Source organism: Pseudomonas sp. P9_2 (genome assembly GCF_034008255.1).
In the GTDB taxonomy this organism is placed as follows: Bacteria; Pseudomonadota; Gammaproteobacteria; order Pseudomonadales; family Pseudomonadaceae; genus Aquipseudomonas; species Aquipseudomonas synxantha_A.
On sequence record NZ_CP125376.1, the window covers coordinates 2693752 to 2719478 of the forward strand.

Genomic DNA, 25727 nt, shown 5'->3' on the forward strand with positions numbered 1-25727 from the left:
CTTGCCTGCGATAGCGGTGGTGAATGTTCCACCGCTATCGCAGGCAAGCCAGCTCCCACATTGGTTTTGGGGTGTTTGTGTTATTTGCGCACGACCAAGTCCAACACCTCATCCCGGTCCTTGATCTTCTGCAGCACTATCTCCGAACGGATATCCATCACCCCCGCCGTGCGGTTCAGGTGGTTCACGATAAAGTCCGAAAAGTGCTTGAGGTTGCGTGCCTGCACCCGCAGCACATAGTTGCTGGCACCGGTGATCACATAGGCGCTCGCCACCTCCGGCCAGCCTTGCACCTTCTTGATAAAGGTCTCATGCCAGTCCTCGATATCCTGGCGCAGCGACAGGTGCACGATGGCTTCGAGTTCGATCCCCAACTGTTCGGCATTCAATACCGCGCGATAGCCGCTGATGATTCCTTCGCTCTCCAACAAGCGCAAACGGCGCAGGCAGGCAGAGGGTGACAGCGCGACTTTTTCCGCCAGTTCCTGGTTGCTGATACGGCCATCCTGTTGCAGAAAATGCAGGAGGCGCAGGTCGGTGGCGTCGAGAATCATGCTTGGAAGATATCCGCGTGTTTTGAGTTTAAATTCGAATTTCCTACAGCTTAAATAGCCGTTTACCCACCACTTTGCACGAAAATTCTCTAAAAGTTCGTTCATTATTTGGTCCATCCTCACTTATAAAAACCAGGACGACCCATGACCACTCGAAGCCATTGCCAAGCCCTCGACACCCAGGACCCTTTGGCTCCCCTGCGTGCCCAATTCGCCCTGCCCGAGGGCGTGATCTACCTCGACGGCAACTCCCTCGGCGCGCGCCCGGTGGCAGCGCTGGAGCGGGCGCAGCAGGTGATCGCCCAAGAGTGGGGCAATGGCTTGATCCGCAGCTGGAACAGCGCGGGCTGGGCAGATTTGTCCCAGCGCCTGGGTAATCGCCTCGCACCGTTGATCGGTGCGCGTGAGGACGAAGTGGTGGTCACCGATACCACCTCGATCAACCTGTTCAAGGTGCTGAGCGCGGCGTTGAGTGTGCAGCGTCAACGCTCTCCGGCGCGCAAGGTGATCGTCAGCGAAGCGAATAACTTTCCCACCGATTTGTATATCGCCGAGGGCCTGGCCGAACTGCTGCAACAAGGCTATTCCCTGCGCCTGGTCAACAGCCCGGCCGAACTGCCCAAGGCCATCGACGCAGACGTGGCGGTGGTGATGCTCACCCACGTCAACTACAAGACTGGCTACATGTACGACATGGCGGCGCTGACTGCGCTGAGCCACGAGTGTGGCGCGCTGAGCCTCTGGGACCTGGCGCACTCAGCGGGCGCGGTGCCTGTGGACCTGCACCAGGCCGGCGCTGATTATGCCATTGGCTGCACCTACAAATACCTCAATGGCGGCCCGGGCTCTCAGGCATTTGTGTGGGTCAATCCGGCGTTGGTGGATGTGGTGCGTCAGCCGTTGTCGGGCTGGTTCGGGCATACCCGCCAATTCGCCATGGAGTCGAGCTACGCCCCCAGCGCCGGCATCGCGCGCTACCTGTGCGGTACCCAACCGATCACTTCGTTGGCCATGGTGGAATGCGGCCTGGACATTTTCGCCCAGACCGACATGGCCAGCCTGCGCAGCAAATCCCTGGCATTGACCGACCTGTTTATCGCGTTGGTCGAAAGCCGCTGCGCCGCCCATGGCCTGGAACTGATCACGCCGCGTGAGCACGCCCGGCGCGGCAGCCATGTGAGCTTCGAACACCCCGAAGGTTACGCGGTGATCCAGGCCCTGATCGCCCGAGGCGTGATCGGCGATTACCGTGAGCCGCGGATCATGCGCTTTGGTTTCACGCCGCTGTACACAAGCTTTACCGAGGTGTGGGACGCCGTGGAAATCCTTGGTGAGATCCTCGACAACGCCACGTGGAACCAAGCGCAATTCAAAGTTCGCAACAGCGTTACTTAAGAGCAACACAGGTCAAATGTGGGAGCTGGCTTGCCTGCGATAGCGTCGGTGCATTCACTACCGTTATCGCAGGCAAGCCAGCTCCCACAGGTTCAGCGTCAGCCACCATCACAATAATAAAGGGGCACTCCAGTGACCACGCCAGACAACGGCTTTGCAGAAATCACCCACCGCGAACTGGGCCTCAGGCGCCAGCTCACTTCCGGCCAGATGAGCATGATCGCTATCGGTGGCGCCATCGGCACGGGGCTGTTCATGGGCAGCGCCTACGCCATTGGCTATGCCGGGCCCAGCGTGCTGGTGAGCTATGCCATCGGCGCCTTGATCACCTTGCTGCTGATGGGCTGCCTGGCGGAGATGACGGTGGCCCATTCCACCTCTGGCTCCTTTGGCGCCTATGCCGAGTTCTACATCAGCCCGCTGGCCGGGTTCCTGGTGCGGTATGCCTATTGGGCGGCGATTGTGCTGGCGGTGGGGGCCGAGGTTACGGCGGTGGCGATGTACATGAAGTACTGGTTCGTCAATGTGCCGGAATGGGTATGGATCGTATCGTTTTCCAGTGTATTGATTGTGCTCAATGCGATCAGCGTGAAGACTTTCGGCAACTTCGAATACTGGTTCTCGACCATCAAGATCAGCGCCATTGTCGGCTTCATCATCCTGGCGGTGTATGTGGTGTTCGGTTCTGGCAACCCGCAGTACGGCGTGCAGAACTACACGGCCCACGAGGGCTTTTTTCCCCATGGCTTGAGTGGCATGTGGATCGCGGTGATCGTGTCGATCTTCAGTTACCTCAGCGTCGAGATGATCGCCGTGGCCGCCGGTGAAGCCGCCGACCCGGAGCAGGCGGTGAAGAAAGCCTTTCGCGCAACCATCGTGCGGCTGGTGGTGTTCTACCTGCTGACCCTGGCGCTGATGCTCGCCATCGTGCCGTGGAACCAGGCCGGTCAGGCTCAGAGCCCGTTCGTCACGGTGATGCAGACCATCGGCATTCCGGGCGCCACCGGGGTGATGAATTTCGTGATTCTGATCGCAGCGCTGTCGGCGATGAACAGCCAGCTCTACATCACCACACGCATGATGTTCAGCCTGTCGCGTGCAGGTTTTGCACCCAAGTCCATGGGCGCCTTGAGCAAGAACGGCATCCCGCTGAACGCCTTGTTGCTTTCCAGCTCGGGCATTGCCCTGGCGACCCTGCTGAATGTGGTGTACCCGGAAAGCTCATTCACCCTGATGATGGCGATCTCGATGTTTGGCGCGATCTTCACCTGGTTCATGATCTTCCTCACGCACCTGTTCTTTCGTCGCTATCGCAAGCGCCATGGCGGGGCGAAGTTGTCGTTCCAGTTGCGCCTGTTTCCCTACAGTACGCTGCTGGGGTTGGTGCTGATGGGGGCGGTAATGATCACCACCTATTTCACCGAAGCGTTCAAGATGACCTTGGTCTTCGGCGTGCCGTTCCTGTTGATTCTGTCGGCGGTGTATTACGGGTTCTTCCGCAAGGGCAGGGCCAAGGCGTCGAACAAAGCCCTGGCGTAACCCGGCAATTGCTCGAACGAGCGTGCGCATAACAGCAACGTGCGGCAGGCCCACTCCTCTTGCAGGGGGTGGGCCTTGAAACGGCGTTCTGACGGCCAGCGCTCCAGGGCTGCCTGAGGCACGATACCCAGGCCCGCGCCGCCGGCGACCATGCGAATCAACCCATCAAAACCGTCGGCGCGAATGCGTGTCTGCAAGCGAAAGCCTGTGTGTAGTGCCTGTTCTTCCAGATAAACCGCCAGCGCGCTATTGGCCGCCAGGCCCACGTAGTCGTATTGCAAGCTGTCGATAAAACTCGGGCGGGTCAACGGGTGGTCCAGGGGCGTGATCAGCACCAGCGGGTCATCGCGAAACGCCAGGGTCTGCAAGCCGTGGGTGTCCACGGCATCGGAAATAATCCCCAGATCGGCGGTGCCCTGGCGCAAGGCTTGGGTGATGCGCAGGCTGGGCAATTCTTGCAAGTCGATATCGAGGTTGGGGTGCTCGCGCAAAAAGTGTGCGAGCAATTCAGGCAGGTACTCGCTAAGGGCGGTGGTATTGCACAGCAAGCGTACCTGGCCTTTGACGCCATTGGCGTATTCGGCCAGGTCCTGTTGCAGGTGTTCGGCCTGTTGCAACAGCAGGCGAGCGTGCCGAGCCAGGGCTTTGCCTGCCGGCGTTGGGGTGACGCCACGGCGGCCACGCTCAAGAAACGCGATGCCCAGTGAAGACTCCATTGCCCGGATGCGTGCGCTGGCGGCCGCCAGGGATAAATGACTACGGGCTGCACCGGCAGTGATATTGCCGCTGTCGAGGATGTGCAGATAGAGGCGCAGGTCGATCAGGTCAAAGTGCATGGCTGCAGGTTTCCGGTGATTGGGCGGGCGTCATCGCAGGCAAGCCAGCTCCCACATTTTGAACTGTGAATACATTCAAGTGTGGGAGCTGGCTTGCCTGCGATGACGGCATCAGCCTCACAAAAAACAAGAGGCTGCCTCAGTATATGGCGAATTTTCAGCCTCTCTCCAGCCCTGCACAATCGGTGCATGAATACCTTCCTAGCGTTCTACCAAAACCTCGGTCCAACCCTGACGGCGTTGGTCATCACCACTTTCCTGCTGGCCGGTACGGTCAAAGGCATCATCGGCCTTGGCCTGCCCACTGTAGCCATGGGCATGCTCGGCCTGGCTATGTTACCGGCGCAGGCTGCGGCGTTGCTGATCATTCCTTCGACGGTGACCAACCTTTGGCAACTGACTTTTGGGGGGCACTTGAGTGCCTTGCTCAAACGCCTGTGGCCGATGCTGCTGCTGATTTTCTGCGGCACCGGGCTAGGCTCCGTGTGGCTGGGCATGGACGGTGGGCCGTGGGTGGTCCGCGCGTTGGGTGCGGCGTTGCTGGTATATGCGTTGAGCGGCTTGTTCCTGCCGACCTTCAAGGTCGCGCCCCGGACCGAGCGCTGGCTGGGGCCCTTGTGTGGGCTGATCACCGGCATCATCACCTCGGCCACCGGTGTTTTCGTGATCCCTGCGGTGCCGTATCTGCAAGCGCTGGGCTTGAGCCGTGATCAGTTGGTACAGGCGCTGGGGCTGTCGTTCACGGTGTCGACACTGGCGCTGGCCGCCGGGCTGGCCTGGCGCGGAGCGTTGGGCAGTGGTGAAATCGGTGCGTCAATGTTGGCGCTGGTGCCTGCATTGCTGGGGATGTGGCTGGGCCAAGTGGTTCGCCGACGCCTCAGTGCGCTGTGGTTCAAACGCGGGTTTTTCACCGGCATGGCGTTGTTGGGAGGCCATTTGTTGCTGGCTGGTTAATAATGACTGTGCCTGTGCCCGCCGATAAATGAAGGACCGCCCGTGAAAGCCCGTTCCGATGAGCTACAGATCTTCGTCAGCGTGATTGAATGCGGCTCGATTTCTGCCGCCGCCGAAAAGGTCGGGCAAACGCCGTCTGCGGTCAGCCGCACGCTGTCGCGCCTGGAAGCCAAGCTCGACACCACGCTGATCAACCGCACCACGCGACGCATGGACCTGACTGAAGAGGGCAAGTACTTCTTCGAGCAGGCCAAGGTGATCCTGGCGCAGATGGACGAGCTGGAAGAGCGCCTGTCGTCGCGCCAGAAAAAACCGGCCGGCCGCCTGCGTATCAATGCCGCAGTACCGTTCATGCTGCACGGGATCGTGCCGTACATCGCCGAGTTTCGCCGCTTGTACCCGGATATCCAGTTGGAACTCAACAGCGACGACTTGATCATCGACCTGCTCGAACAAAGCACCGACATCGCCATTCGTATCGGCACCCTGGCCGACTCGACCCTTCATGCGCGCTCCCTGGGCAGCACGCCGCTGCATATCCTGGCCAGCCCCGACTACCTCAAGCAGTACGGCACGCCGACGACCGTTGCCGAGTTGGCCGATCACACCTTGCTGGGCTTCACTCACACCGAGACCCTCAACCACTGGCCGCTGCGTCATGGCGAAGGTGACCGCTGGCTGATCCAGCCCAGTGTCAGCGCGTCCAGTGGCGAAACTGTGCGCCAGTTGGCGCTGCAGGGGCAGGGTATTTGTTGCCTGTCGAATTTCATGACGGTCGACGATATCGATGCCGGCCGCCTGGTGCCCATGCTGGAGGCGTCCAACAGCGGTTATCGCCAGCCGATCCACGCGGTGTTCTATCGCAACTCGCAATTGGCGCTGCGCATTCAGTGCTTCCTGGAGTTCATTCAGGCCAAGCTGGCGCGGTATGCGCGCTGATTCGTGACTTGCACGCAAGAGTGAATTGGGCCGTACGGGCTTATTCGACAGCAGTGGGGGCTGGATACTGGGCGCATCACTTACCCAGTCAGGAGCAACCTCCATGAATGTATTCGTTACAGGTGCAGCAGGGTTTATCGGCGGTTCCATCGCCACCGGCCTGGTCAACGCTGGCCATGGCGTCACCGGCCTGGTGCGCAGCGCCGAACAAGCCGCCGAAATGACCGCCCTGGGCATTACGCCGGTGATCGGCACCCTTGACGACGCAGCCGTATTGACCGAGCAGGCACAGAAGGCCGATGCGGTGATCAACGCTGCCAGCAGCGACCATCGCGCCGCCGTGGAAACCTTGCTGGCCGCCTTGAAAGGCTCGAACAAGCCGTTCCTGCATACCAGCGGGTCGAGCATTGTCGGTGATGCGTCGGGCGGCAAGGCCAGTGAAGTCATCTACTTCGAAGACAACCTGCCTGAGCCGACCGTCGACAAAGCCGCGCGGGTGGCGATCGACAACCTGATCCTCGCGGCTGCCAGTGACGGTGTGAATTCGGCGGTGATCTGCAACACCCTGATCTACGGCCAAAGCCTGGGCGTAAAGCGTGACAGCGTGCAATTGCCACGCTTGCTCAAGCAGGCACGCAAGAGCGGTGTAGTGCGCCATGTGGGCAGCGGGCAGAACATCTGGTCCAACGTGCACATTGAGGATGTGGTCGCCCTGTATCTGCTGGCACTGACCAAAAACGTCCCGGGTACTTTCTACTTTGTGGAAAGCAGCGAAGCGGCGTTTATCGACATGACCACGGCGATTGCCCAGGCGCTGAACCTGGGCGAACCGCAGGATTGGCCGTTGGCCGAGGCTGAAGCCGAGTGGGGCTATGAAATGGCCAACTATGGGTTGGGCTCCAACAGCCGCGTACGCGGCAAGCACGCCCGCGAACTGTTGGGCTGGGTGCCCAAGCGTACGTCGGTGGTGGAGTGGATTCGCAACGAGATGGTCTGATTCGCTTGAGACCTGGGTGTAGCTATCGGGAGCAAGCCCCCTCCCACATTTGACCGAATTCCAACTTTGGAATGCATTCAAGTGTGGGAGGGGGCTTGCTCCCGATTGGGGCCACTCAGTTCTGGAGGCTAGCCCCACTCGACGCAATTCCGTACCATTCCCCGCCTTATCCCTCGCAATTCCCCGGTACTCCATGAACCTCACCCGTCTGCGCGCCGACGCCCTGGCCGGCCTCACCACGTCTTTTGCGCTGCTGCCCGAATGCATCGCCTTTGCCCTGGTGGCCCACCTCAACCCGCTGATGGGGCTCTACGGCGCCTTTATCATCTGCACTCTCACCGCCTTGTTCGGTGGCCGCCCGGGCATGGTCTCGGGCGCTGCCGGCTCGATGGCGGTGGTGATTGTTGCGCTGGTGGTGCAACACGGTGTGGAGTATTTGCTGGCGACAGTACTGTTGGGCGGGTTGATCATGGTCGCCTTCGGCCTGCTGCGCCTGGGCAAGCTGGTGCGCATGGTGCCGCACTCGGTGATGCTCGGTTTCGTCAACGGCCTGGCGATCATCATTGCGCTGGCGCAACTGGAACATTTCAAGAGCGGCGAACGCTGGCTAAGCGGCACGCCCTTATATGTGATGGCGGGCCTGGTTGTGGTGACCATGGCGATTGTCTACCTGCTGCCACGCCTGACCCGCGCTGTGCCGCCCGCGTTGGTGGCGATCCTTGGCGTTGGTCTGGCGGTGTACCTGCTTGGTCTGCCGACCCGTACGCTGGGCGATATGGCGCACATCGCCGGTGGCTTGCCGACCTTCGCCCTGCCGCAAATCCCCTGGACCTTCGACACTCTCGGCATCATCGCGCCCTACGCGTTCCTGATGGCGATGGTCGGCCTGCTGGAAACCCTGCTGACCCTCAACCTCACCGACGAAATTACCGAAACCCGAGGCTACCCCGACCGCGAAAGCGTGGCGCTGGGCGCAGCGAATATGGTCTCGGGCCTGTTTGGCGGCATGGGCGGTTGCGCGATGATCGGGCAAACCGTGATCAACCTTAGCTCCGGTGGGCGCGGGCGTTTCTCAGGGGTGTTTGCCGGCGTGATGATCCTACTGTTCATTCTGTTTCTGTCACCGCTGATTGAGCGTATTCCGCTGGCAGCGCTGGTGGGCGTGATGTTTGTAGTGTCGCAGCAGACCTTCGCCTGGGCCTCGTTGCGGGTGATCAACAAGGTGCCGCTCAATGATGTGCTGGTAATCATGGCGGTGACGATCATCACCGTGTTCACGGATCTGGCCACCGCGGTGCTGTGCGGTATCGTCATCGCCGCGTTGAATTTTGCCTGGCAGCAGGCGCGAGAGCTGTATGCCGATGAACATCTGGAGGCCGATGGCAGCAAGCTTTACCGCGTGCATGGCACCTTGTTCTTCGCCTCGACCACGCCGTTCTTGAACCAATTCGACCCGGCCAATGACCCGGCCCAGGTGACGCTGGATTGCCGCCACCTGAGTGTTGTCGACTATTCGGCGATCGCTGCGCTGATGACCTTGCGCGAGCGCTATGCCAAGGCCGGTAAGCATCTGCGGGTGCTGCATTTATCCGAGCGCTGCAAGAAGCTGCTCAAGCGCGCCAGGGTTCACCATGACTGAGTGAGCCCCTGTGGCGAGGGAGCAAGCTCCCTCGCCACAATAGACCGGCTCCAGCAGTCAGGGGCCTACCAGGTCTTCAAGCTCCTGGGCGCGGGTCTGGGTCATGTCCAGCATGCAGCCGGAGCCGTTGACCTGATCAATGGTGCCGCCGGTGGCGCTGCCGGCGAAGGCGCAGTTGGCATCGCGGTATTTGATCCACAGGCGCTGCACGTCTTGCAGTTGCTGCTTGTGCGCGCCGTCCTGGGCGGCGAGGGCGGTCTTGTAGGCGCGGTTCAAGCGCTCGTCCTGAACCTTCGCTTGTTTGGCGTTGCAATTGACCATGTCTGCCGTGGTATTGGCGCTGTCCATGCATTTTTTCAACGCGGCATTGTCGGCGGCATACGCTGTGCCGCCCAAGCAGAGAAGCAGGGCGCTGGCGGCGAGTGTGGTGCGAATCATGGGCGGTTTCCTGAGCATGAGTGGATGCGCATTCTATGACTCAAGGGCGGCGCTTGAGTTTCCGGCATTCCTGATCTTCATGTAAGAACATCCCCCGTATTTTCATGGGCTGGCGCTGGACATATCTCCATGCGACAGCGCTTGTCCGTGGGCGAAAATTACTTTCATGAAAATTGAAAATACTCCTCGGTAATGATTTATGAGTTTCACAACCAATTCGACGTGACCCTTTCCGAGGAGTACCGCATGGCCGCATTACCGGGCTTCGGGCTATTGGCATACGCTGCCATTGCCATCATTGCATTGATCGTGCTGATTGCACGTTACCGACTCAACCCGTTTATCGTCATTACGCTGGTGTCCATCGGCCTCGCGCTGATGGCCGGAATGCCGGCGGACACGATCATGGGGTCGTATGAGGCGGGCGTCGGTAAAACCCTGGGGCATATCGCCCTGGTGGTGGCGCTGGGCACCATGCTCGGCAAGATGATGGCCGAGTCGGGTGGCGCCGAGCAGGTGGCGCGTACGCTGATCAACTGCTTCGGTGAACGTAATGCCCACTGGGCGATGGTGTGCATTGCGTTCCTGGTGGGGCTGCCGCTGTTTTTCGAGGTCGGCTTTGTGCTGCTGGTGCCGATTGCCTTTACCGTGGCGCGGCGCGTGGGCGTGTCGATCCTGATGGTCGGCCTGCCGATGGTCGCCGGCTTGTCGGTGGTGCACGCGCTGGTGCCACCGCATCCGGCGGCGATGATGGCGGTGCTGGCCTACAACGCCTCGGTCGGGCAGACGGTGCTGTATGCGATTTTGATCGGTATCCCCACGGCGATCATCGCCGGCCCCGTCTACGCCAAGTTCATCGTGCCGCATATTCACCTGCCGGCCGAGAACCCGCTGGAACGCCAGTTTATCGAGCGCGAACCGCGTACTCGCCTGCCCAGTTTTGCACTGACCATGGGCACCATCCTGTTGCCGGTGGTACTGATGATGATCGGCGGCTGGGCCAATGTGATTTCCACCCCGGGCAGTGGTTTCAATCAGTTCCTGCTGTTTATCGGTAACTCGGTGATTGCCCTGCTGGTCGCGACCTTGGTGAGTTTCTGGACCCTGGGCCTGGCCCAGGGCTTCAACCGGGAGTCGATTCTCAAGTTCACCAACGAATGCCTGGCGCCGACCGCCAGTATCACCTTGCTGGTGGGCGCGGGCGGTGGTTTGAATCGCATTCTGGTGGACGCCGGTGTGACCAATGAAATCCTCGGCCTGGCCCACGCGTTCCACTTGTCGCCGCTAGTGATGGGCTGGCTGTTCGCTGCGTTGATGCGCATCGCCACGGGCTCGGCCACCGTTGCCATGACCACTGCGTCCGGGGTGGTCGCGCCCGTCGCTTTGGGCCTGGGTTATCCACACCCCGAATTGCTGGTGCTGGCGACCGGCGCGGGTTCGGTGATTTTTTCTCACGTTAACGACGGCGGCTTCTGGCTGATCAAGGAATACTTCAATATGACGGTGATCCAGACCTTCAAGACCTGGACCGTACTGGAGACCCTGATTTCGCTGGTCGCCTTCGGTCTGACCTACGGCCTGTCACTGGTTTTATGAGCCTGACCCTCTAACCGGAGCCTCCATGGACATCCTCTACCAGATCCGCGCCCGCCAGGACTCGTTCAGCGCCGGCGAAGGGCGTATCGCCAAGTTGATGCTTGAGGATGTGGGCTTTGCCGCCTCGGCCAGCCTGGAGGCGTTGTCTCAGCGGGCCGAGGTCAGCACCGCGACCTTGTCGCGTTTTGCCCGCAGCGTCGGCTGCCGTGACTTACGCGATTTGCGCCTGCAACTGGCCCAGGCCAGTGGCGTGGGCAGTCGCTTCCTGGACCCGGCGGGGCTGCCGGAACAGTCGGCCTTTCATCGGCAAATCCTGGGCGATATCGAAGCGACGTTGCGCCAGCATTTGTCCGGTTTCAACCAGCACAGCTTTGCCGATGCGGTCACTTTGCTGGGCAAGGCGCGGATGATTCACGCGTTCGGCATGGGCGGCCCCTCCAGCCTGTGCAGCGATGAACTGCAAGTGCGCCTGGTGCGTCTGGGCTACCCGATTGCCGCCTGCCATGACCCGGTGATGATGCGTGTCACGGCCGCGACCCTGGGCCCGCAACATGCCTTGATTGTCTGTTCCCTCACCGGCCGTACGCCCGAATTACTGGATGTGGTGAAGCTGGCGCGCAACTACGACGCGCGGATTATTGCCCTCACCCTCGCGGACTCACCCCTGGCCGAACTGGCGGATGTGTTGCTGCCGCTGCAACCGGCGGAGACCAGTTTTATCTACAAACCCACCGCCGCCCGCTACGGCATGTTACTGGCCATCGACCTGCTTGCCACCGAGCTGGCGCTGGCCTTGCCGGACGACAATCAGGAACGCCTGCGCCGGATCAAGCTGGCCCTGGATGATTACCGCGGCGGCCCTGACAGCCTGCCGCTTGGAGACTGATATGAAATACGACACGCTGATTCGCCAGGCGCTGGTCATTGATGGCAGCAACACCGAAGGGTTTGTCGCCGATGTGGGCGTGCGCGGTGGGCGTATCCAGGCGATGGGTGACCTGTCCACCGACGAGGCCGCGCATGTCATCGATGCGCATGGCCTGGTATTGGCGCCGGGCTTTATCGATGTACACACCCACGATGACACGGTGGTGATCCGCCAGCCGCAGATGCTGCCCAAGCTCAGCCAGGGCGTGACCACGGTGATTGTCGGCAACTGTGGCATCAGCGCTTCGCCGGTGAGTTTGCGCAGTGACCCGCCAGACCCAATGAACTTGTTGGGCAGCCGTGAGCAGTTCTGTTATCCGCGGTTCAGCGATTATCGCAACGCAGTGCAAGGCGCCCATCCGGCAGTCAACGTCGCGGCATTGATCGGCCACACGGCGCTGCGCAGCAACCATATGGATGATCTGCATCGCACCGCCACACCGTATGAAATCGCGGCCATGCGCGTGCAGTTGCAAGAGAGCCTGGAGGCCGGTGCCCTGGGGTTATCCACAGGCCTGGCCTACGCCAGCGCATTCAACGCCGAGACCGATGAAGTGTTGCAACTCGTTGAGGAACTGACGGCCTATGGTGCGGTGTACACCACGCATTTGCGCAGCGAGTTCGAGCCGGTGCTGGAGGCAATGGATGAGGCGTTTCTGATCGGCCGACATGCCAGGGTGCCGGTGATTATTTCCCACCTTAAATGCGCTGGTGCTGGTAACTGGGGGCGTAGTCCGCAGTTGTTGGCGGCCCTGGAGGCTGAGGCGAAAAACCACCCGGTGGGTTGCGATTGCTACCCCTACGCCGCCAGCTCCTCGACTCTGGATCTCAAGCAGGTGACCGACGCGTTTCGCATCACCATCACCTGGTCGACGCCGCACCCCGAAATGGGTGGGCGGGATCTGCAGGCTATCGCTGCCGAGTGGGGCGTTTCGCTAATGGACGCTGCCCGTCGCCTGCAACCGGCGGGAGCGGTGTACTACGGGATGGACGAAGACGATGTGCGGCGCATCCTCGCCCATCCGTTGTCGATGGTGGGCTCCGATGGTTTGCCCGAAGATCCGTTTCCCCACCCGCGCTTGTGGGGGGCGTTCCCGCGGGTGCTGGGGCACTTCAGCCGCGATGTCGGCTTGTTCCCGTTGCACACGGCGGTGCACAAGATGACTGGTCTGTCGGCAGCGCGCTTTGGCTTATCCGAGCGTGGCGAAATCCGCGAAGGGTACTGGGCCGACCTGGTGTTGTTCGACCCGTTGCGGGTGCGTGATGTGGCAGATTTCAACACACCGCAACGTGCAGCGGAAGGGATCGACGGTGTGTGGGTTAACGGCGTACTGAGCTACAGCAATGGGCAGGCCAATGGCCAGCGGCCAGGGCGATTCCTGGCGCGCAGTGGGGATTTGCGTGGCGGCTTTTCGTCTTTATAGTGGGCGTTCTCATACACGGAGCGGTCGCCATGCACTTAGGAAAAGTCACCCCCATCCTGCGGATTTTCGACGACACCAAAGCGTTGGAATTCTACGTCGACTTCCTGGGGTTCAAGGTCGATTGGCAGCATCGGTTCGAGGCGAATTTCCCGTTGTACCTGCAAGTGTCGCTGGGTGAGTGCGTGTTGCATTTGTCCGAGCACCATGGCGATGCTTCGCCGGGCGCGGCGGTGCGGATCCAGGCGCAAAGGGTGGATGCGTACCAGCAGCAATTGCTCGGCAAGGATTACCGCTATGCCAAGCCTGGGGTCGAGGAAACGCCTTGGGGATCGCGGGAAATGAGCATCCGGGATCCGTTCGGGAATCGCTTGGTGTTTGTCGAGGACAGCGAGGGCTAAGTGGCAAATGGCAGGCAATAAAAAACCGCCTTGATAGGGCGGTTTTTTTTGCAAACCCAGTTAGTGGCTGGGGTTGCGGCTTCACAGGAGCACTGGCGTGGTCACAATACTACTGCTGCTTTAGGGCGTTATGCAACACCAGACGAACAAGAGTTTTTCACGGCAGCATTGATCTTTTGTGTTGTTTAACTTTGCAAAAAACAGCAACAGATTTTAAGGCTAGCTGGCCGTTGTTCGTTACACCTTGGAGCAGAGTGCTGAGCTAGTATCGCCCTCGTTCTGTGTTCGTCGTGAAGTAGGTTGGCTGGGTTCGCGCGCAAATTTTGGACCGCCCGCCACGGGCTAGTAATCCGTGCCGGATTCACGCGGGAGGACCATAAACCCAGCCGCCTCACAGGAGCACTGGTGTGCATCCAAAGGCCCACATGTTCCGGTAAGTGCGCTGGAGGTAAGGCCCAACTCACGGAGGGCCGAGTATGTCTAAGTTTGCACGACGTACATGGAACCTCGTAGTGAACTGCCTGCGTGCGTATCACGTATGGAAGTTCCTGCGGGACAGCTTCGATGACCGTTAAGGTCTGAGAGGTGGAGCCGCCTCGGTCTAGATCGAGGCGGCTTTTTGGTGTCTACACCCGGAAATGACTGACCATCTGCTGCAACTGGCTACCCAATCGAGCCAGTTCCACACTCGACTTGGCCGTCTCATCACTGGCAGTCGCGGTCTGCTCGGACACGTCCCGCACATTCACGATACTGCGGCTGATCTCTTCCGCCACGGCGCTTTGCTGTTCGGCGGCCGCGGCAATCTGCTGGTTCATCGACTGAATATTCGACACCGTACGGGTGATGTTTTCCAGGGATATCCCGGCCTTGCGCGTCAGTTCGACGCTGCTGTCGGTGAGGCTGCGGCTGTTGTTCATCACGCTGGCGACTTGTTGGGTGCCGTTCTGCAAGCCGGCCACCAGGCCTTCGATTTCTTCGGTGGATTTCTGCGTGCGCTGGGCCAGGCCACGCACTTCGTCGGCGACCACGGCAAAGCCACGGCCGGCTTCCCCGGCACGCGCCGCTTCAATGGCAGCGTTGAGGGCCAGCAGGTTGGTCTGTTCGGCCACGGCCTTGATCACGTCCATCACGCTGCCGATCTTGTTGCTCTCTTGTTGCAGGTGCGTCATGGCGTCGGTGGAGCGGGCGACTTCGGCGGCCAGGCGTTCGATCTGGGCGATAGCTTCGGCCACCACCTTGTCGCCTTCGCGGGCCTGGCCGTCGGCGTCGGAGGCGGCTTGGGACGCCTGCTCGGCATTGCGCGCAACTTCCTGCACGGTAGCGGTCATTTCATGCATGGCGGTGGCCACCTGATCGGTCTCGATCTTCTGGCTGTTCACACCGGCGCTGGTTTGCTCGGTCACGGCCGATAGCTCCTCAGCGGCGCTGGCGATCTGGGTCACGCCATCGCGGATGCCGCTGATCAATTCGCGCAGGGTCGTGCCCATGCGCTGGATGCCTTGTTGCAATACGCCCAGCTCATCACGACGGGTCACCTGGATGTTCTGGCTCAAGTCGCCTGAAGCGATGCGCTCCACCACCGCCAGGGTGTCCTGGATCGGGCGGGTGATCTGACGGGTGATGACCCAGGCGGCAATCACGCCGACCAGCAGTGCCAGCAAGGTGCTGATCAATTGCAGGCTTCGGGCCTGGGTGCTTTCAGCGTCGCGACGTTCCAGTTGGATGTCGTATAGCTTGTCGCTGATCGTCACGATATCGGCGCCCTGGGTGGTCATTTCGGCGCGGGCGGTGACGATGTTGGCGTTGGCTGCCTTGTAGCTCTGCACGGCGCTGCGATAGGCACCGAGGGCGGCTTCCAGTGCGGACAATGCGTTTTGCTGGCCGGTACTGAACGCCGTGCTAAGGCCCTTCAAACCGCCGACGGCTTTTTCCAGTTGCGCAGCAGCGCGGGCTTCGGTTTCTGCGTTGGGGCTATTGGTATAGCCGCGCACTTCGTAGCGAGCTTGCTGGAACTCATTCTTGGCTTGGGTCACGGCCAGAAATTGCGTGAAGCGCTCCGGGCTATCGGGCGCCTGCTGCACACTGGTTTCCAGTGCATTGATTTGTGCGTTGGCGACATCGGCTTTGGCGCTCATGACGTCGCGCGCAGCGTTGCCATTGCGGTAGGCCTCGCGCATTTTGTTCAGGGACTGGCGGTAAGCAGTGATGACGGCTTTCTGGTCATTGAGCAGTTTGAGGTTTTCCGGGCTCTTGAAGCTGTCCAGCAATTTCTGTTGTTGAGCTGCGAAGGCATCCAGGCTGGTCTGCACATTCTGCGCCACGGCTTCGTCGCCATTGGCCAGCATGTATTGCAGGCGTACGATCCGCAGCTTGGTCAGCGAGGCGTTGAGCTGGGTGATGTCGCTCATCCAGTTGCTGCGGTCGATCAGGCCGCCCAGGCTGGTCCAGCCGGTGAGCGCCAGGATCGAGGTGAGGACCAGCACCAGGCCAAAGCCCAGGCCGAGTTTGAGATTGACGCTGATGTTACCGAACCAGCTGTTCATCGAAAGCTCCTTGAAGAGTGATGTCTGTCTGCTGGACGGTGTGTTGTTGTTTGAGCCAGCCAAGATGTGTAGGGCTGTATCGGCGGCATGGGATAATTCTGAAATACTTTTATTGATGGGCGACGAAGGGTCGCTGGTGCGCTAAGGCGATGCCGGGGTGGGGCTGATCATGGGCCGCTCTTGTGTGCTAGTCTGCGGGCCCTTTTAGTTCTGGGCAGCACGGGAAACCATGTTGTCCTACAGCGGAGCCTCTTCATGTCCGAAGTTAATCTGTCCACCGACGAAACCCGCGTCAGCTACGGTATCGGCCGTCAGTTGGGCGACCAACTGCGCGACAACCCGCCACCGGGCGTGAGCCTGGACGCAATCCTGGCCGGCCTGACCGACGCATTTGCAGGCCAGCCTAGCCGTGTTGACCAGGAGCAAATGGCTGCCAGCTTCAAAGTGATCCGCGAGATCATGCAAGCCGAAGCCGCTGCCAAGGCTGAAGCTGCTGCGGGTGCCGGCCTGGCATTCCTGGCTGAAAACGCCAAGCGTGATGGCATCACCACCCTGGCTTCCGGCCTGCAATTTGAAGTGCTGACTGCTGGCACCGGCGCCAAGCCGACCCGTGAAGATCAAGTGCGTACCCACTACCACGGCACCTTGATCGACGGCACTGTGTTCGACAGCTCCTACGAGCGCGGCCAGCCTGCAGAATTCCCGGTTGGCGGCGTGATCGCTGGCTGGACCGAGGCCCTGCAACTGATGAATGCCGGCAGCAAATGGCGTCTGTACGTGCCGAGCGAACTGGCTTACGGCGCTCAAGGCGTTGGCAGCATCCCGCCGCACAGCGTTCTGGTATTCGACGTCGAGCTGCTCGACGTTCTGTAAGACCTGCTGGTTACCTGTTGGGACGAACGCGTTCGCCCCAACAGGCATTTGCCAGTTTCTTCATGGATGGAACTTGCCATTCAAGTCGGTCGCCGGGCGCAATGCTCGGGCATAGCAGAACAGAAACAAATTCCTCACCACTTCCTTCAGTACTCCAGGCTCACTGGAACTCAGGCCATTGACGTCCAGGTCACCCTGGTCCTGTAGTTCGTTCAGCGCTTCTTCCTCAAGCACCGCACAGACTTCGCCGGTTTCCCGATGCAGGATTCGCAGGTAAGGGTGGGGGCGATCCAGCCAGGCATCTATCAAATAAGTCATGGTCGTTCTCCTTGATGAGTTTCAATGAGAATAATTCTTATTCGTAGAATAGCAAGTATCTATTGGCGGTTTCCGGGTTTTTTTGTGTGGATATTGTTTTCGATCAATCAGGAGGGCGAAACGCCATCCCGCGGCGGGCGCGGGATGGATGCAGCAGCTTCAGACCTTGCGCACGAACTCGGACTTGAGTTTCATCGGGCCGATACCGTCGATCTTGCAGTCGATATCGTGGTCTCCGTCGCACAGGCGGATGTTCTTGACCTTGGTGCCGACCTTGACCACCAGTGAGGTGCCCTTGACCTTGAGGTCCTTGATCACGGTGATGGTGTCGCCGTCCTGCAGGACGTTGCCCACAGAGTCTTTCTTCACGGTCTCATCGCCGGCCACTTCGGCCTCGCCATTGGCGGACCACTCATGGGCGCATTCCGGGCAGACCAGTTGGGTGCCGTCTTCGTAGGTGTATTCGGAATTGCATTTCGGGCAGGGTGGCAACGTGCTCACTAAAGCTCCTTGAGATTCAGGGATGACTAAAAGTCGCACATTATATAGGGTTTTGCGGCGAGAGCGGGGAGGTCAGTGGTGAATGCGATCTAAATGGGGGAGCTGGCTTGCCTGCGATAGCGATTGTGAATTCACTACCGTCATCGCAGGCAAGCCAGCTCCCACATTAATCAACGCGGAATCAGTGAGTACGGGCCACCGCGAACTCACTCAGTTCCACCAATGCATCCCGGTATTCACTGGCCGGCAAGGCTTCCAGGCACTGGATCGCCCGCGCCACGTAGTCACGCGCCAGTTGCGCGGTGTACTCCAGGGAACCGGAGGCTTCGACGGCGGCACGGATGGCCTCCAGGTCTTCGATCCCGCCTTTCTGGATGGCCTTGCGCACCAGGGCGGCCTGTTCCGGCGTGCCTTCGCGCATGGTGTAGATCAGCGGCAAGGTTGGCTTGCCCTCGGCCAGGTCATCACCGACGTTCTTGCCCAGGGTTTCGGCATCGCCCTTGTAGTCGAGCAGGTCATCCACCAGTTGGAACGCCACGCCCAGGTGATCGCCAAAGGTACGCAGGGCTTCGGCCTGTTCCGCGGTGGCGCCACACAGCGCGGCGGCGCTGTGGGTGGAGGCTTCGAAGAGCATCGCGGTTTTGCCGCGAATCACTTCCATATAGGTTTCTTCGGTGGTGCTGGCGTCGCGGACCTTGGACAGCTGCAACACTTCGCCTTCGGCGATGATGCGCGTGGCCTGTGAAAGAATTTTCATCACCGGCATCGAGCCCAGTTCGACCATCATTTCAAACGAGCGCGAGTACAGGAAGTCGCCCACCAACACGCTGGGTGCGTTGCCCCACATGGCATTGGCGGTCTCGCGGCCACGCCGCATACCGGACATGTCGACCACGTCGTCATGTAGCAGGGTGGCGGTGTGCAGGAACTCGATGGTCGCGGCCAGCAAGCGCAGGTCATCGCCTTCGCGGCCCAGCGCCTTGCCACACAGCAGCACTAATAAAGGACGCAGGCGTTTACCGCCCGCCGACGTAATATAGTCGCCAATTTTGGAGACCAGCGGCACTTTAGACGTCAGCTGCTGCTTGATGATGCCGTCGACGGCGCTAAAATCGTCCGCGACCGCGCGGTAGAAAGCTTGGGGTTGCATCAGCGACAGTCGCTCCAGAAGGGTTGCGCGGCATGCTAGGACCCTGACCCCGCAGTGTCAAGGCGCGCCCAGTCACCATGAAAGCTACTGCGCTCGGTAATCCTGCGTCAAAAACAGGCTCGGAATGCTCATTTACAACCAGTAAACTCCGCTTCCTCGCCTGTTTTTTCCTTGTCTTCCCTTCGCTCGTTACGCTTTCAAGGCGACTGGCGGCCCCTTGCAACACCCATTTACCTTGCGTACAATCGCGCACCCTGAACTTCCTGGGCAGCACCTGCCTTACGCAATTGCATTCGGGACGTCCATCCCATGCAGCCATGCCAGCCAATACCTCTTCTTATAAAGCGCTGGGTGAGCAGGATTATCGGAGAAATACCATGTCGTACGCAGTAATTGTTACTGGTGGCAAGCAATACAAAGTCGCCCCAGGTGAATACCTGAAGATCGAAAAACTGGAAATCGCTACTGGCGAATCCGTTACTTTTGATCGCGTTCTGTTGGTCGCCAATGGCGATGACGTGAACATCGGCGCTCCAGTTGTTGCTGGCGCTACCGTTGTGGCTGAAGTGATCTCCCAAGGTCGTCACGATAAAGTCCGCATCATCAAGTTCCGTCGTCGTAAGCACCACATGAAGCGTATGGGCCACCGCCAGTGGTACACCGAGATCAAAATCACCGGTATTCAGGCTTAATTTCAGCCTAATTCCTCACTAGGAGAATTGACTCATGGCACACAAAAAAGCTGGTGGTAGTACCCGTAACGGTCGCGACTCAGAAGCCAAACGCCTTGGCGTGAAGATGTATGGCGGCCAGAAAATCATTCCGGGCAACATCATCGTGCGTCAGCGCGGCACCCAATTCCACGCCGGTTACGGTGTTGGCATGGGTAAAGATCACACCCTCTTCGCTAAAATCGAAGGCGTGATCAAGTTCGAAGTAAAGGGCGCGTTCAACCGCCGTTACGTGAGCGTTGTCGCAGCTTAATTGCGAGATCGCTGGAAAAGCCCTGTCTTGCGACGGGGCTTTTTCGTTTGTGGAGTGAGTCTCTTGCAAAGCTGTTTGTGATGAGCTCAGGCGCAAGTTTTCGGTCGCTGATTGAGGTCGCTGCGCTCATTTTTGCAAGAGTCTTATGTCTTGGTTTCTTAAGCTCGTCCATGCGGCGAGAGGCGTTTTGTTATGAAGTTCGTTGATGAAGTTTCCATCCGAGTAAAAGCAGGCGACGGCGGTAACGGTTGCATGAGTTTCCGTCGCGAAAAATTCATCGAAAACGGTGGTCCGAACGGCGGTGACGGCGGTGACGGCGGCTCCATCTACATGATGGCCGACGAAAACCTCAACACCCTGGTCGACTACCGTTACACCCGGCACTTCGATGCCGAGCGTGGCTCCAACGGCGGCAGCACCGACTGCACCGGCAAAAAAGGTGAGGACCTGGTACTGCGCGTACCGGTCGGCACCACGATCATCGATTCCGCGACACAGGAAGTGATTGGCGACCTGACCAAGGCCGGCCAGAAACTGATGGTTGTGCAGGGCGGCTGGCACGGCCTGGGTAACACCCGATTCAAGTCCAGTACCAACCGTGCGCCGCGCCAGACCACGCCGGGCAAGCCGGGCGAACAGCGTGACCTGAAGCTGGAAATGAAAGTACTCGCCGACGTGGGCCTGTTGGGCCTGCCGAACGCCGGCAAAAGTACCTTCATCCGCTCGGTATCGGCCGCCAAGCCGAAGGTCGCCGACTACCCGTTCACCACCCTGGTGCCAAACCTGGGTGTGGTCAGCGTCGACCGCTGGAAGAGCTTCGTGGTTGCCGACATTCCTGGCCTGATCGAAGGCGCTTCCGACGGTGCTGGTCTGGGCATTCGCTTCCTCAAGCACTTGTCCCGCACCCGTTTGCTGCTGCACCTCGTCGACATGGCGCCGCTGGATGACACCAGCGCTGCGGATGCCGCCGAAGTGATCGTCAGCGAGCTGACCAAGTTCAGCCCGGCCCTGGCCGAGCGTGATCGCTGGCTGGTACTGAACAAGTGCGACCAGATCCTTGAGGAAGAGCACGAAGAGCGCGTCAAGGAAATCGTCGATCGCCTGGAATGGGAAGGCCCGGTCTATGTGATCTCGGCCATTGCCAAAGAAGGCACCGAACGCCTGACCCGCGACATCATGCGTTACCTGGAAGACCGTGCTGACCGCCTGGCGGCCGACCCGGTATTCAAGGCCGAGCTTGCCGAGCTTGACCAGCAGATCGAAGACGAAGCCCGTGCCCAGTTGCAGGCCCTGGACGACCAGCGTGCCCTGCGCCGCAGCGGCGTGAAGTCGGTCCATGACATCGGCGACGATGATTGGGACGAAGAAGACGTGGATGATGAAGACGGTCCGGAAATCATTTACGTGCGCGATTGATTCGTTGCGATAAACTTGAACGCCGCTCCCTGGAGCGGCGTTTTGGTATCCGGGTATAACGTTATGGGCGGCGCTGGGTCGCGCGGCCCTCACTCTAAGGTTGAAGATGATGCGGAGCAAAGTGACAGGTGCGCAGCGCTGGGTCGTGAAGATCGGCAGTGCGTTGCTGACGGCCGATGGCAAGGGGCTGGATCGCGCAGCCATGAGCGTCTGGGTCGAGCAGATGGTGGCCTTGCATGAGGCCGGTGTCGAGTTGGTGTTGGTGTCGTCCGGGGCTGTTGCCGCCGGGATGAGCCGCCTCGGCTGGACCGCGCGACCCAGCGCGATGCACGAACTGCAAGCCGCCGCGGCCATCGGCCAGATGGGCCTGGTGCAAGCCTGGGAGTCCAGCTTTGCCGAGCACGGCCGCCACACGGCGCAGATCCTGCTGACCCACGACGACCTGTCCGACCGCAAGCGCTACCTCAACGCCCGCAGCACCTTGCGCGCCTTGGTGGAGCTCAAGGTCATCCCGGTCATCAATGAAAACGACACCGTGGTAACAGACGAAATCCGTTTCGGCGACAACGACACCCTGGCTGCGCTGGTGGCCAACCTGGTGGAAGCCGACCTGTTGGTGATCCTCACCGACCGCGACGGCATGTTCGACGCCGACCCGCGCAACAACCCCGATGCCCAGTTGATCTATGAAGCCCGCGCCGATGACCCGGCACTGGATGCGGTCGCTGGCAGTGTCGGCGGTGCCCTGGGCCGTGGCGGTATGCAGACCAAACTGCGCGCCGCTCGCCTGGCTGCGCGTTCCGGTGCCCATACCATCATCGTTGGTGGGCGCCTGGAGCGCGTGCTGGATCGCCTCAAGGCCGGTGAGCGCATCGGTACGCTGCTATCACCGGAACGCGGCATGCTGGCAGCGCGCAAGCAGTGGTTGGCCGGGCATCTGCAAACCCGTGGCACCCTGGTGCTGGACGAGGGCGCGGTGTCGGCGTTGTCCCAAGGCAACAAGAGCTTGCTGCCGGTGGGCGTCAAGCTGGTGCAGGGCAGCTTCCGCCGTGGTGAGATGGTGGTGTGCGTCGCGCCGGACGGTCGTGAGATTGCCCGTGGCCTGGCCAACTACAGCGCCCTTGAAGCACAGAAGATTATTGGACAATCGTCTGACGCTATTGTCGGACTCTTGGGCTATATGGCGGAGCCGGAACTGGTGCACCGCGATAACCTCATCCTGGTTTAAACGAAAGGAATACCCGATGCGTGTAATTAAGGGATTACTCGGCCTGTTATTGCTCATGCCACTGCTGGCCTCGGCCGAAGAAATCGCCCAGGTCTCGACGGTGTTCAAGTTTGTCGGCCCTAACGACCGGATTGTGGTCGAAGCGTTTGACGACCCCAAGGTCGACGGCGTGACCTGCTACCTGTCGCGTGCCAAGACCGGCGGCGTCAAAGGCGGCCTGGGCCTGGCCGAAGACCGCGCTGAGGCCTCGATTGCCTGCCGCCAGGTTGGCCCGATCCATTTCAAGGGCGAACTCAAGGACGGGGATGAAGTCTTCAAGGAACGCACCTCCCTGGTGTTCAAGACCATGCAGGTGGTGCGTTTCCTCGACAAGAAGCGCAATACCCTGGTGTATCTGGTCTACAGCGACCGCTTGATCGAAGGCAGCCCGCAGAACGCGGTGACGGCGATTCCGATTCTGCCTTGGCCGACCGCTCAGTAACCTGCAGGCGAGTTTTGTCACCGGCGTCTATGATTGCAGACTCGCCGGTTGTAAGCTCCGAGAGCTGCAATGCAAAGAATATGGGATATCTGGAGTTCGTCATGAGTGCTTTCCACGATCTGAAACTCAAAGCCCTGGACGGACAAGAGCTACCGCTGGCGCCCTTCAAGGGCCAGGTTGTGCTGGTGGTCAATGTGGCGTCCAAATGTGGTTTGACCCCGCAATACGCGGCGTTGGAAAACCTCTATCAGCAATACAAAGACCAGGGGTTTTCGGTGCTTGGGTTGCCGTGCAATCAGTTTGCGGGCCAGGAGCCGGGCTCCGAGGAAGAGATCCGCGAGTTCTGCAGCCTGAACTACGGCGTGACCTTTCCTCTGGGCAGCAAGCTCGAAGTGAACGGTCCTGAGCGCCATCAGTTGTATCGCCTGCTGGCGGGCGAGGGCGCCGAGTTTCCTGGGGATATCACCTGGAACTTCGAGAAATTCCTGTTGGGTAAAGATGGCCGGGTGCTCGCGCGTTTCTCGCCGCGCACGTCTCCGGATGACCCGACTATCATCCTGGCCATCGAAAAAGCCCTGAGCTGAACACCTTTCGGTGTAGCTTCAAGTCCCAAGCCTTAAGCTGCAAGTAGACGCGCCACCGCTTCTCTTGCAGCTTTAAGCTTGCAGCTACCCACTGCTTTCATACCCCTTAATCACCCAGATCAATAGTGCTACTAAGCGCTGCACACTCAGCATATTATCCGCGTCATAAATCCCGTCCTGGTGGAGTGCGCCATGCCTGTCCAAGCCTTGTTCAAACCCTTCCAGCTCGGTGGGCTGCAACTGTCGACCCGCGTGGTCATGGCGCCCATGACCCGTTCGTTCTCTCCGGGTGGTGTACCCAACTCCAAGGTCATCGAGTACTACCGTCGTCGTGCGGCTGCCGGTGTGGGCCTGATCATCACTGAAGGCACCGTGGTCGATCACCGGGCGTCCAACGGCTACCCCAACGTCCCGCATTTCTACGGTGAGGCCGCGCTGGCCGGCTGGAAGAAAGTGGTCGACGCGGTACACGCCGAAGGCGGCAAGATTGTCCCGCAGTTGTGGCATGTGGGTAGCGTGCGCCGTATCGGCACCGAGCCTGATGCCAGCGTGCCTGCTTATGGCCCGATGGAAAAGCTCAAGGACGGCAACGTGGTTGTGCACGGTATGACGCAACAGGACATCAGGGACGTGATCAACGCCTTCGCCCAAGCTGCCAAGGACGCCCAGGCGATCGGCATGGACGGTGTAGAAATCCATGGCGCCCACGGTTACCTGGTGGATCAATTCTTCTGGGAGGGCAGCAACCAGCGCACCGACGAATACGGTGGCAGCCTGGCCAACCGTTCGCGCTTTGCCATTGAGTTGATCGAGGCCACTCGTGCTGCTGTAGGGCCGAACTTTCCGATCATCCTGCGTTTCTCGCAGTGGAAGCAGCAGGATTACACCGCACGCCTGGTGCAAACCCCTGAGGCGCTGGGTGAGTTCCTCAAGCCATTGGCTGAGGCCGGCGTAGATATTTTCCACTGCTCCACTCGCCGTTTCTGGGAGCCGGAGTTTGAAGGCTCCGACCTCAACCTGGCTGGCTGGACGCGTCAGCTCACGGGTAAGCCAACCATCACCGTGGGCAGTGTTGGCCTGGATGGCGAGTTCCTGCAATTTATGGTCAACACCGACAAGGTCGCGCAACCTGCCAGCCTCGAAAAGCTGCTGGAGCGCCTCAATAACGATGAGTTCGACCTGGTGGCCGTAGGGCGTGCGCTGCTGGTAGACCCGGATTGGGCCGTGAAGGTGCGTGAAGGGCGCGAAAGTGACATCTTGCCCTTCAGTCGCGACGCGTTGACCACTCTGGTGTAAAAGGCTGGACTCCCTGTGAGCGTCACAGGGAGTTTCTTCTCTTTAGCGATTAATACTCTGGTCGCTTATTCAACTCTTTACCGTGATCAGTCTTGAGCGCGTCTTTATGGCCAGGCTGGCCGTAGATTGGCGGTTCAGCACGGGCTTGATCCAGCCATTGTTGCTGCTGGGTCCATTGCGCGGTTGGCATGTTGACGCCATTGCGTACACCCATTCCATAAATTGACATGTTCCGTATCTCCTGTGGTTGGCTGATCAATAGGGGCGTACTGGCTGCGTCAGGGTTTGGTCGTATGGATGTGTGGGTTGCTGTGGACGATACGAACCGTAGTCGGGGCGTGTGGGTTGATGTGGACGATGCGAGCCGTAATCGGGTTGTGAGGGTTGCGGACGATGCCAGCCGTAATCGGGTTGTGAGGGTTGCTGCGGACGATGCCAGCCGTAATCGGGTTGTGAGGGTTGCTGCGGACGATGCCAGTCATAATCGGGTTGTGAGGGTTGCTGCGGACGATGCCAGCCATAATCGGGTTGTGTGGGTTGCTGCGGACGATGCCAGCCATAATCGGGTTGTGTGGGTTGCTGCGGACGATGCGAGCCATAGTCGGGACGTGTAGGTTGCTGCGGGCGATGCCAGCCGTAGTCGGGGCGTGGGGGTTGCTGTGGGCGATGCCAGCCATTGTCGGGCCCCGTAGGCCTCTGGCCGAAGGTATCGGT

The 25727-nt window shown here is 60.1% G+C and carries 27 protein-coding genes and 1 pseudogene; 18 read left to right on the forward strand and 10 right to left on the reverse strand.

Annotation, left to right across the window (positions count from 1 at the left end):
- Window positions 1–80: 80 nt before the first annotated feature.
- Window positions 81–554, reverse strand: coding sequence for an Lrp/AsnC family transcriptional regulator (locus tag QMK52_RS11970; protein ID WP_005791350.1), 474 nt, complete (start codon window positions 552–554; stop codon window positions 81–83).
- A 144-nt stretch (window positions 555–698) separates the two neighbouring features.
- Between QMK52_RS11970 and kynU the strand changes: the two genes are divergently transcribed.
- Window positions 699–1949 carry a kynureninase gene (gene kynU / locus QMK52_RS11975; protein WP_194439191.1) on the forward strand — a complete coding sequence of 417 codons (1251 nt, stop codon included), beginning with the start codon at window positions 699–701 and terminating at the stop codon, window positions 1947–1949.
- A 132-nt stretch (window positions 1950–2081) separates the two neighbouring features.
- Complete coding sequence (locus QMK52_RS11980) at window positions 2082–3488, forward strand: amino acid permease (protein WP_194439189.1); 1407 nt, start codon at window positions 2082–2084, stop codon at window positions 3486–3488.
- On the opposite strand, the gene QMK52_RS11985 is transcribed toward QMK52_RS11980, so the two are convergent.
- Window positions 3434–4324 carry a LysR substrate-binding domain-containing protein gene (locus QMK52_RS11985; RefSeq protein WP_320404130.1) on the reverse strand — a complete coding sequence of 297 codons (891 nt, stop codon included), beginning with the start codon at window positions 4322–4324 and terminating at the stop codon, window positions 3434–3436. The two genes, QMK52_RS11980 and QMK52_RS11985, sit on opposite strands and share 55 nt — an antisense overlap.
- A gap of 189 nt (window positions 4325–4513) precedes the next feature.
- Here QMK52_RS11985 and QMK52_RS11990 point away from each other — a divergent pair, with 189 nt between their 5' ends.
- The 4 genes from QMK52_RS11990 (at window position 4514) to QMK52_RS12005 (ending at window position 8853) form a co-directional block, all read left to right on the forward strand.
- Window positions 4514–5278: a sulfite exporter TauE/SafE family protein gene (locus QMK52_RS11990; protein WP_005791342.1), complete on the forward strand. Its 765-nt coding sequence runs from the start codon at window positions 4514–4516 to the stop codon at window positions 5276–5278.
- Between the two features lie 42 nt (window positions 5279–5320).
- Complete coding sequence (locus tag QMK52_RS11995; RefSeq protein WP_005791340.1) at window positions 5321–6217, forward strand: LysR family transcriptional regulator; 897 nt, start codon at window positions 5321–5323, stop codon at window positions 6215–6217.
- A gap of 103 nt (window positions 6218–6320) precedes the next feature.
- Window positions 6321–7214 carry an NAD-dependent epimerase/dehydratase family protein gene (locus tag QMK52_RS12000; RefSeq protein ID WP_320404131.1) on the forward strand — a complete coding sequence of 298 codons (894 nt, stop codon included), beginning with the start codon at window positions 6321–6323 and terminating at the stop codon, window positions 7212–7214.
- 193 nt (window positions 7215–7407) lie between these two features.
- The gene (locus QMK52_RS12005) at window positions 7408–8853 is read left to right on the forward strand and encodes a SulP family inorganic anion transporter (RefSeq protein WP_320404132.1); all 1446 of its coding nucleotides are present in this window, start codon (window positions 7408–7410) and stop codon (window positions 8851–8853) included.
- Between the two features lie 57 nt (window positions 8854–8910).
- Here the strand turns inward: QMK52_RS12005 and QMK52_RS12010 are convergent, their stop codons facing one another.
- The gene (locus QMK52_RS12010) at window positions 8911–9291 is read right to left on the reverse strand and encodes a lysozyme inhibitor LprI family protein (RefSeq protein WP_194439179.1); all 381 of its coding nucleotides are present in this window, start codon (window positions 9289–9291) and stop codon (window positions 8911–8913) included.
- Between the two features lie 246 nt (window positions 9292–9537).
- On the opposite strand from QMK52_RS12010, the gene QMK52_RS12015 reads away from it, so the two are divergent.
- From QMK52_RS12015 to QMK52_RS12030, 4 genes are read left to right on the forward strand one after another with little or no spacing between them, the layout of a single operon-like run.
- Window positions 9538–10887: a gluconate:H+ symporter gene (locus tag QMK52_RS12015; RefSeq protein WP_320404133.1), complete on the forward strand. Its 1350-nt coding sequence runs from the start codon at window positions 9538–9540 to the stop codon at window positions 10885–10887.
- A 25-nt stretch (window positions 10888–10912) separates the two neighbouring features.
- Window positions 10913–11773: a MurR/RpiR family transcriptional regulator gene (locus tag QMK52_RS12020; RefSeq protein ID WP_005791330.1), complete on the forward strand. Its 861-nt coding sequence runs from the start codon at window positions 10913–10915 to the stop codon at window positions 11771–11773.
- 1 nt (window position 11774) lies between these two features.
- A complete protein-coding gene (locus QMK52_RS12025) occupies window positions 11775–13238 on the forward strand; it encodes an N-acyl-D-amino-acid deacylase family protein (protein WP_194439177.1) in 1464 nt (487 codons plus the stop codon).
- A 29-nt stretch (window positions 13239–13267) separates the two neighbouring features.
- Entirely contained in the window at window positions 13268–13636 is a 369-nt protein-coding gene (locus QMK52_RS12030; protein ID WP_005791326.1) for a glyoxalase superfamily protein, read from the forward strand.
- A 626-nt stretch (window positions 13637–14262) separates the two neighbouring features.
- Here QMK52_RS12030 and QMK52_RS27360 read toward each other — a convergent pair.
- Together QMK52_RS27360 and QMK52_RS27365 are read right to left on the reverse strand one after the other, a co-directional pair.
- Window positions 14263–15126 carry a methyl-accepting chemotaxis protein gene (locus tag QMK52_RS27360; RefSeq protein ID WP_413817843.1) on the reverse strand — a complete coding sequence of 288 codons (864 nt, stop codon included), beginning with the start codon at window positions 15124–15126 and terminating at the stop codon, window positions 14263–14265.
- 39 nt (window positions 15127–15165) lie between these two features.
- A pseudogene (locus QMK52_RS27365) lies at window positions 15166–16182 on the reverse strand (methyl-accepting chemotaxis protein); the annotation flags it as partial.
- Window positions 16183–16437: 255 nt separating this feature from the next.
- On the opposite strand from QMK52_RS27365, the gene QMK52_RS12040 reads away from it, so the two are divergent.
- Window positions 16438–17055: an FKBP-type peptidyl-prolyl cis-trans isomerase gene (locus QMK52_RS12040; RefSeq protein WP_014719893.1), complete on the forward strand. Its 618-nt coding sequence runs from the start codon at window positions 16438–16440 to the stop codon at window positions 17053–17055.
- Window positions 17056–17115: 60 nt separating this feature from the next.
- Here QMK52_RS12040 and QMK52_RS12045 read toward each other — a convergent pair whose 3' ends face one another.
- The 3 genes from QMK52_RS12045 to QMK52_RS12055 form a co-directional block, all read right to left on the reverse strand.
- Window positions 17116–17373 carry a hypothetical protein gene (locus QMK52_RS12045; RefSeq protein ID WP_005791321.1) on the reverse strand — a complete coding sequence of 86 codons (258 nt, stop codon included), beginning with the start codon at window positions 17371–17373 and terminating at the stop codon, window positions 17116–17118.
- Window positions 17374–17532: 159 nt separating this feature from the next.
- Window positions 17533–17874, reverse strand: a complete 342-nt coding sequence (locus QMK52_RS12050) for a zinc ribbon domain-containing protein YjdM (protein WP_005791320.1) — start codon at window positions 17872–17874, stop codon at window positions 17533–17535.
- A gap of 181 nt (window positions 17875–18055) precedes the next feature.
- Window positions 18056–19024, reverse strand: coding sequence for a polyprenyl synthetase family protein (locus tag QMK52_RS12055; protein WP_005791318.1), 969 nt, complete (start codon window positions 19022–19024; stop codon window positions 18056–18058).
- A gap of 377 nt (window positions 19025–19401) precedes the next feature.
- Here QMK52_RS12055 and rplU point away from each other — a divergent pair, with 377 nt between their 5' ends.
- The 7 genes from rplU (at window position 19402) to QMK52_RS12090 (ending at window position 25013) form a co-directional block, all read left to right on the forward strand.
- The gene (gene rplU, locus QMK52_RS12060; RefSeq protein WP_003176051.1) at window positions 19402–19716 is read left to right on the forward strand and encodes a 50S ribosomal protein L21; all 315 of its coding nucleotides are present in this window, start codon (window positions 19402–19404) and stop codon (window positions 19714–19716) included.
- Window positions 19717–19750: 34 nt separating this feature from the next.
- Window positions 19751–20008, forward strand: a complete 258-nt coding sequence (gene rpmA, locus QMK52_RS12065; protein WP_003176049.1) for a 50S ribosomal protein L27 — start codon at window positions 19751–19753, stop codon at window positions 20006–20008.
- A 192-nt stretch (window positions 20009–20200) separates the two neighbouring features.
- The gene (cgtA, locus tag QMK52_RS12070; RefSeq protein WP_005791308.1) at window positions 20201–21424 is read left to right on the forward strand and encodes an Obg family GTPase CgtA; all 1224 of its coding nucleotides are present in this window, start codon (window positions 20201–20203) and stop codon (window positions 21422–21424) included.
- A gap of 109 nt (window positions 21425–21533) precedes the next feature.
- Window positions 21534–22652 (forward strand): glutamate 5-kinase, encoded by a 1119-nt coding sequence (gene proB / locus QMK52_RS12075; RefSeq protein WP_005791305.1) that lies wholly within the window; start codon window positions 21534–21536, stop codon window positions 22650–22652.
- 16 nt (window positions 22653–22668) lie between these two features.
- Entirely contained in the window at window positions 22669–23133 is a 465-nt protein-coding gene (locus QMK52_RS12080; protein WP_005791303.1) for a CreA family protein, read from the forward strand.
- Window positions 23134–23234: 101 nt separating this feature from the next.
- Window positions 23235–23717 carry a glutathione peroxidase gene (locus QMK52_RS12085; protein ID WP_005791301.1) on the forward strand — a complete coding sequence of 161 codons (483 nt, stop codon included), beginning with the start codon at window positions 23235–23237 and terminating at the stop codon, window positions 23715–23717.
- Window positions 23718–23909: 192 nt separating this feature from the next.
- Complete coding sequence (locus QMK52_RS12090) at window positions 23910–25013, forward strand: NADH:flavin oxidoreductase (RefSeq protein WP_005791299.1); 1104 nt, start codon at window positions 23910–23912, stop codon at window positions 25011–25013.
- A gap of 49 nt (window positions 25014–25062) precedes the next feature.
- On the opposite strand, the gene QMK52_RS12095 is transcribed toward QMK52_RS12090, so the two are convergent.
- Both QMK52_RS12095 and QMK52_RS12100 read right to left on the reverse strand, forming a co-directional pair.
- A complete protein-coding gene (locus tag QMK52_RS12095) occupies window positions 25063–25242 on the reverse strand; it encodes a hypothetical protein (protein WP_005791298.1) in 180 nt (59 codons plus the stop codon).
- Between the two features lie 49 nt (window positions 25243–25291).
- Window positions 25292–25612 (reverse strand): hypothetical protein, encoded by a 321-nt coding sequence (locus tag QMK52_RS12100; protein WP_157264181.1) that lies wholly within the window; start codon window positions 25610–25612, stop codon window positions 25292–25294.
- Between the last annotated feature and the right edge of the window lie 115 nt (window positions 25613–25727).

What these genes read in the sequence shown, in the direction of transcription:
- QMK52_RS11970 (WP_005791350.1), bottom strand. Translation starts at nt 554, where the DNA reads ATGATTCTCGACGCCACCGACCTGCGCCTCCTGCATTTTCTGCAACAG.
- kynU (WP_194439191.1), top strand. Translation starts at nt 699, where the DNA reads ATGACCACTCGAAGCCATTGCCAAGCCCTCGACACCCAGGACCCTTTG.
- QMK52_RS11985 (WP_320404130.1), bottom strand. Translation starts at nt 4,324, where the DNA reads ATGCACTTTGACCTGATCGACCTGCGCCTCTATCTGCACATCCTCGAC.
- QMK52_RS11990 (WP_005791342.1), top strand. Translation starts at nt 4,514, where the DNA reads ATGAATACCTTCCTAGCGTTCTACCAAAACCTCGGTCCAACCCTGACG.
- QMK52_RS12000 (WP_320404131.1), top strand. Translation starts at nt 6,321, where the DNA reads ATGAATGTATTCGTTACAGGTGCAGCAGGGTTTATCGGCGGTTCCATC.
- QMK52_RS12005 (WP_320404132.1), top strand. Translation starts at nt 7,408, where the DNA reads ATGAACCTCACCCGTCTGCGCGCCGACGCCCTGGCCGGCCTCACCACG.
- QMK52_RS12010 (WP_194439179.1), bottom strand. Translation starts at nt 9,291, where the DNA reads ATGATTCGCACCACACTCGCCGCCAGCGCCCTGCTTCTCTGCTTGGGC.
- QMK52_RS12015 (WP_320404133.1), top strand. Translation starts at nt 9,538, where the DNA reads ATGGCCGCATTACCGGGCTTCGGGCTATTGGCATACGCTGCCATTGCC.
- QMK52_RS12020 (WP_005791330.1), top strand. Translation starts at nt 10,913, where the DNA reads ATGGACATCCTCTACCAGATCCGCGCCCGCCAGGACTCGTTCAGCGCC.
- QMK52_RS12025 (WP_194439177.1), top strand. Translation starts at nt 11,775, where the DNA reads ATGAAATACGACACGCTGATTCGCCAGGCGCTGGTCATTGATGGCAGC.
- QMK52_RS12030 (WP_005791326.1), top strand. Translation starts at nt 13,268, where the DNA reads ATGCACTTAGGAAAAGTCACCCCCATCCTGCGGATTTTCGACGACACC.
- QMK52_RS27360 (WP_413817843.1), bottom strand. Translation starts at nt 15,126, where the DNA reads ATGGGCACGACCCTGCGCGAATTGATCAGCGGCATCCGCGATGGCGTG.
- QMK52_RS12040 (WP_014719893.1), top strand. Translation starts at nt 16,438, where the DNA reads ATGTCCGAAGTTAATCTGTCCACCGACGAAACCCGCGTCAGCTACGGT.
- QMK52_RS12045 (WP_005791321.1), bottom strand. Translation starts at nt 17,373, where the DNA reads ATGACTTATTTGATAGATGCCTGGCTGGATCGCCCCCACCCTTACCTG.
- QMK52_RS12055 (WP_005791318.1), bottom strand. Translation starts at nt 19,024, where the DNA reads ATGCAACCCCAAGCTTTCTACCGCGCGGTCGCGGACGATTTTAGCGCC.
- rplU (WP_003176051.1), top strand. Translation starts at nt 19,402, where the DNA reads ATGTCGTACGCAGTAATTGTTACTGGTGGCAAGCAATACAAAGTCGCC.
- rpmA (WP_003176049.1), top strand. Translation starts at nt 19,751, where the DNA reads ATGGCACACAAAAAAGCTGGTGGTAGTACCCGTAACGGTCGCGACTCA.
- cgtA (WP_005791308.1), top strand. Translation starts at nt 20,201, where the DNA reads ATGAAGTTCGTTGATGAAGTTTCCATCCGAGTAAAAGCAGGCGACGGC.
- proB (WP_005791305.1), top strand. Translation starts at nt 21,534, where the DNA reads ATGCGGAGCAAAGTGACAGGTGCGCAGCGCTGGGTCGTGAAGATCGGC.
- QMK52_RS12080 (WP_005791303.1), top strand. Translation starts at nt 22,669, where the DNA reads ATGCGTGTAATTAAGGGATTACTCGGCCTGTTATTGCTCATGCCACTG.
- QMK52_RS12085 (WP_005791301.1), top strand. Translation starts at nt 23,235, where the DNA reads ATGAGTGCTTTCCACGATCTGAAACTCAAAGCCCTGGACGGACAAGAG.
- QMK52_RS12090 (WP_005791299.1), top strand. Translation starts at nt 23,910, where the DNA reads ATGCCTGTCCAAGCCTTGTTCAAACCCTTCCAGCTCGGTGGGCTGCAA.
- QMK52_RS12095 (WP_005791298.1), bottom strand. Translation starts at nt 25,242, where the DNA reads ATGTCAATTTATGGAATGGGTGTACGCAATGGCGTCAACATGCCAACC.
- QMK52_RS12100 (WP_157264181.1), bottom strand. Translation starts at nt 25,612, where the DNA reads ATGGCTCGCATCGTCCGCAGCAACCCACACAACCCGATTATGGCTGGC.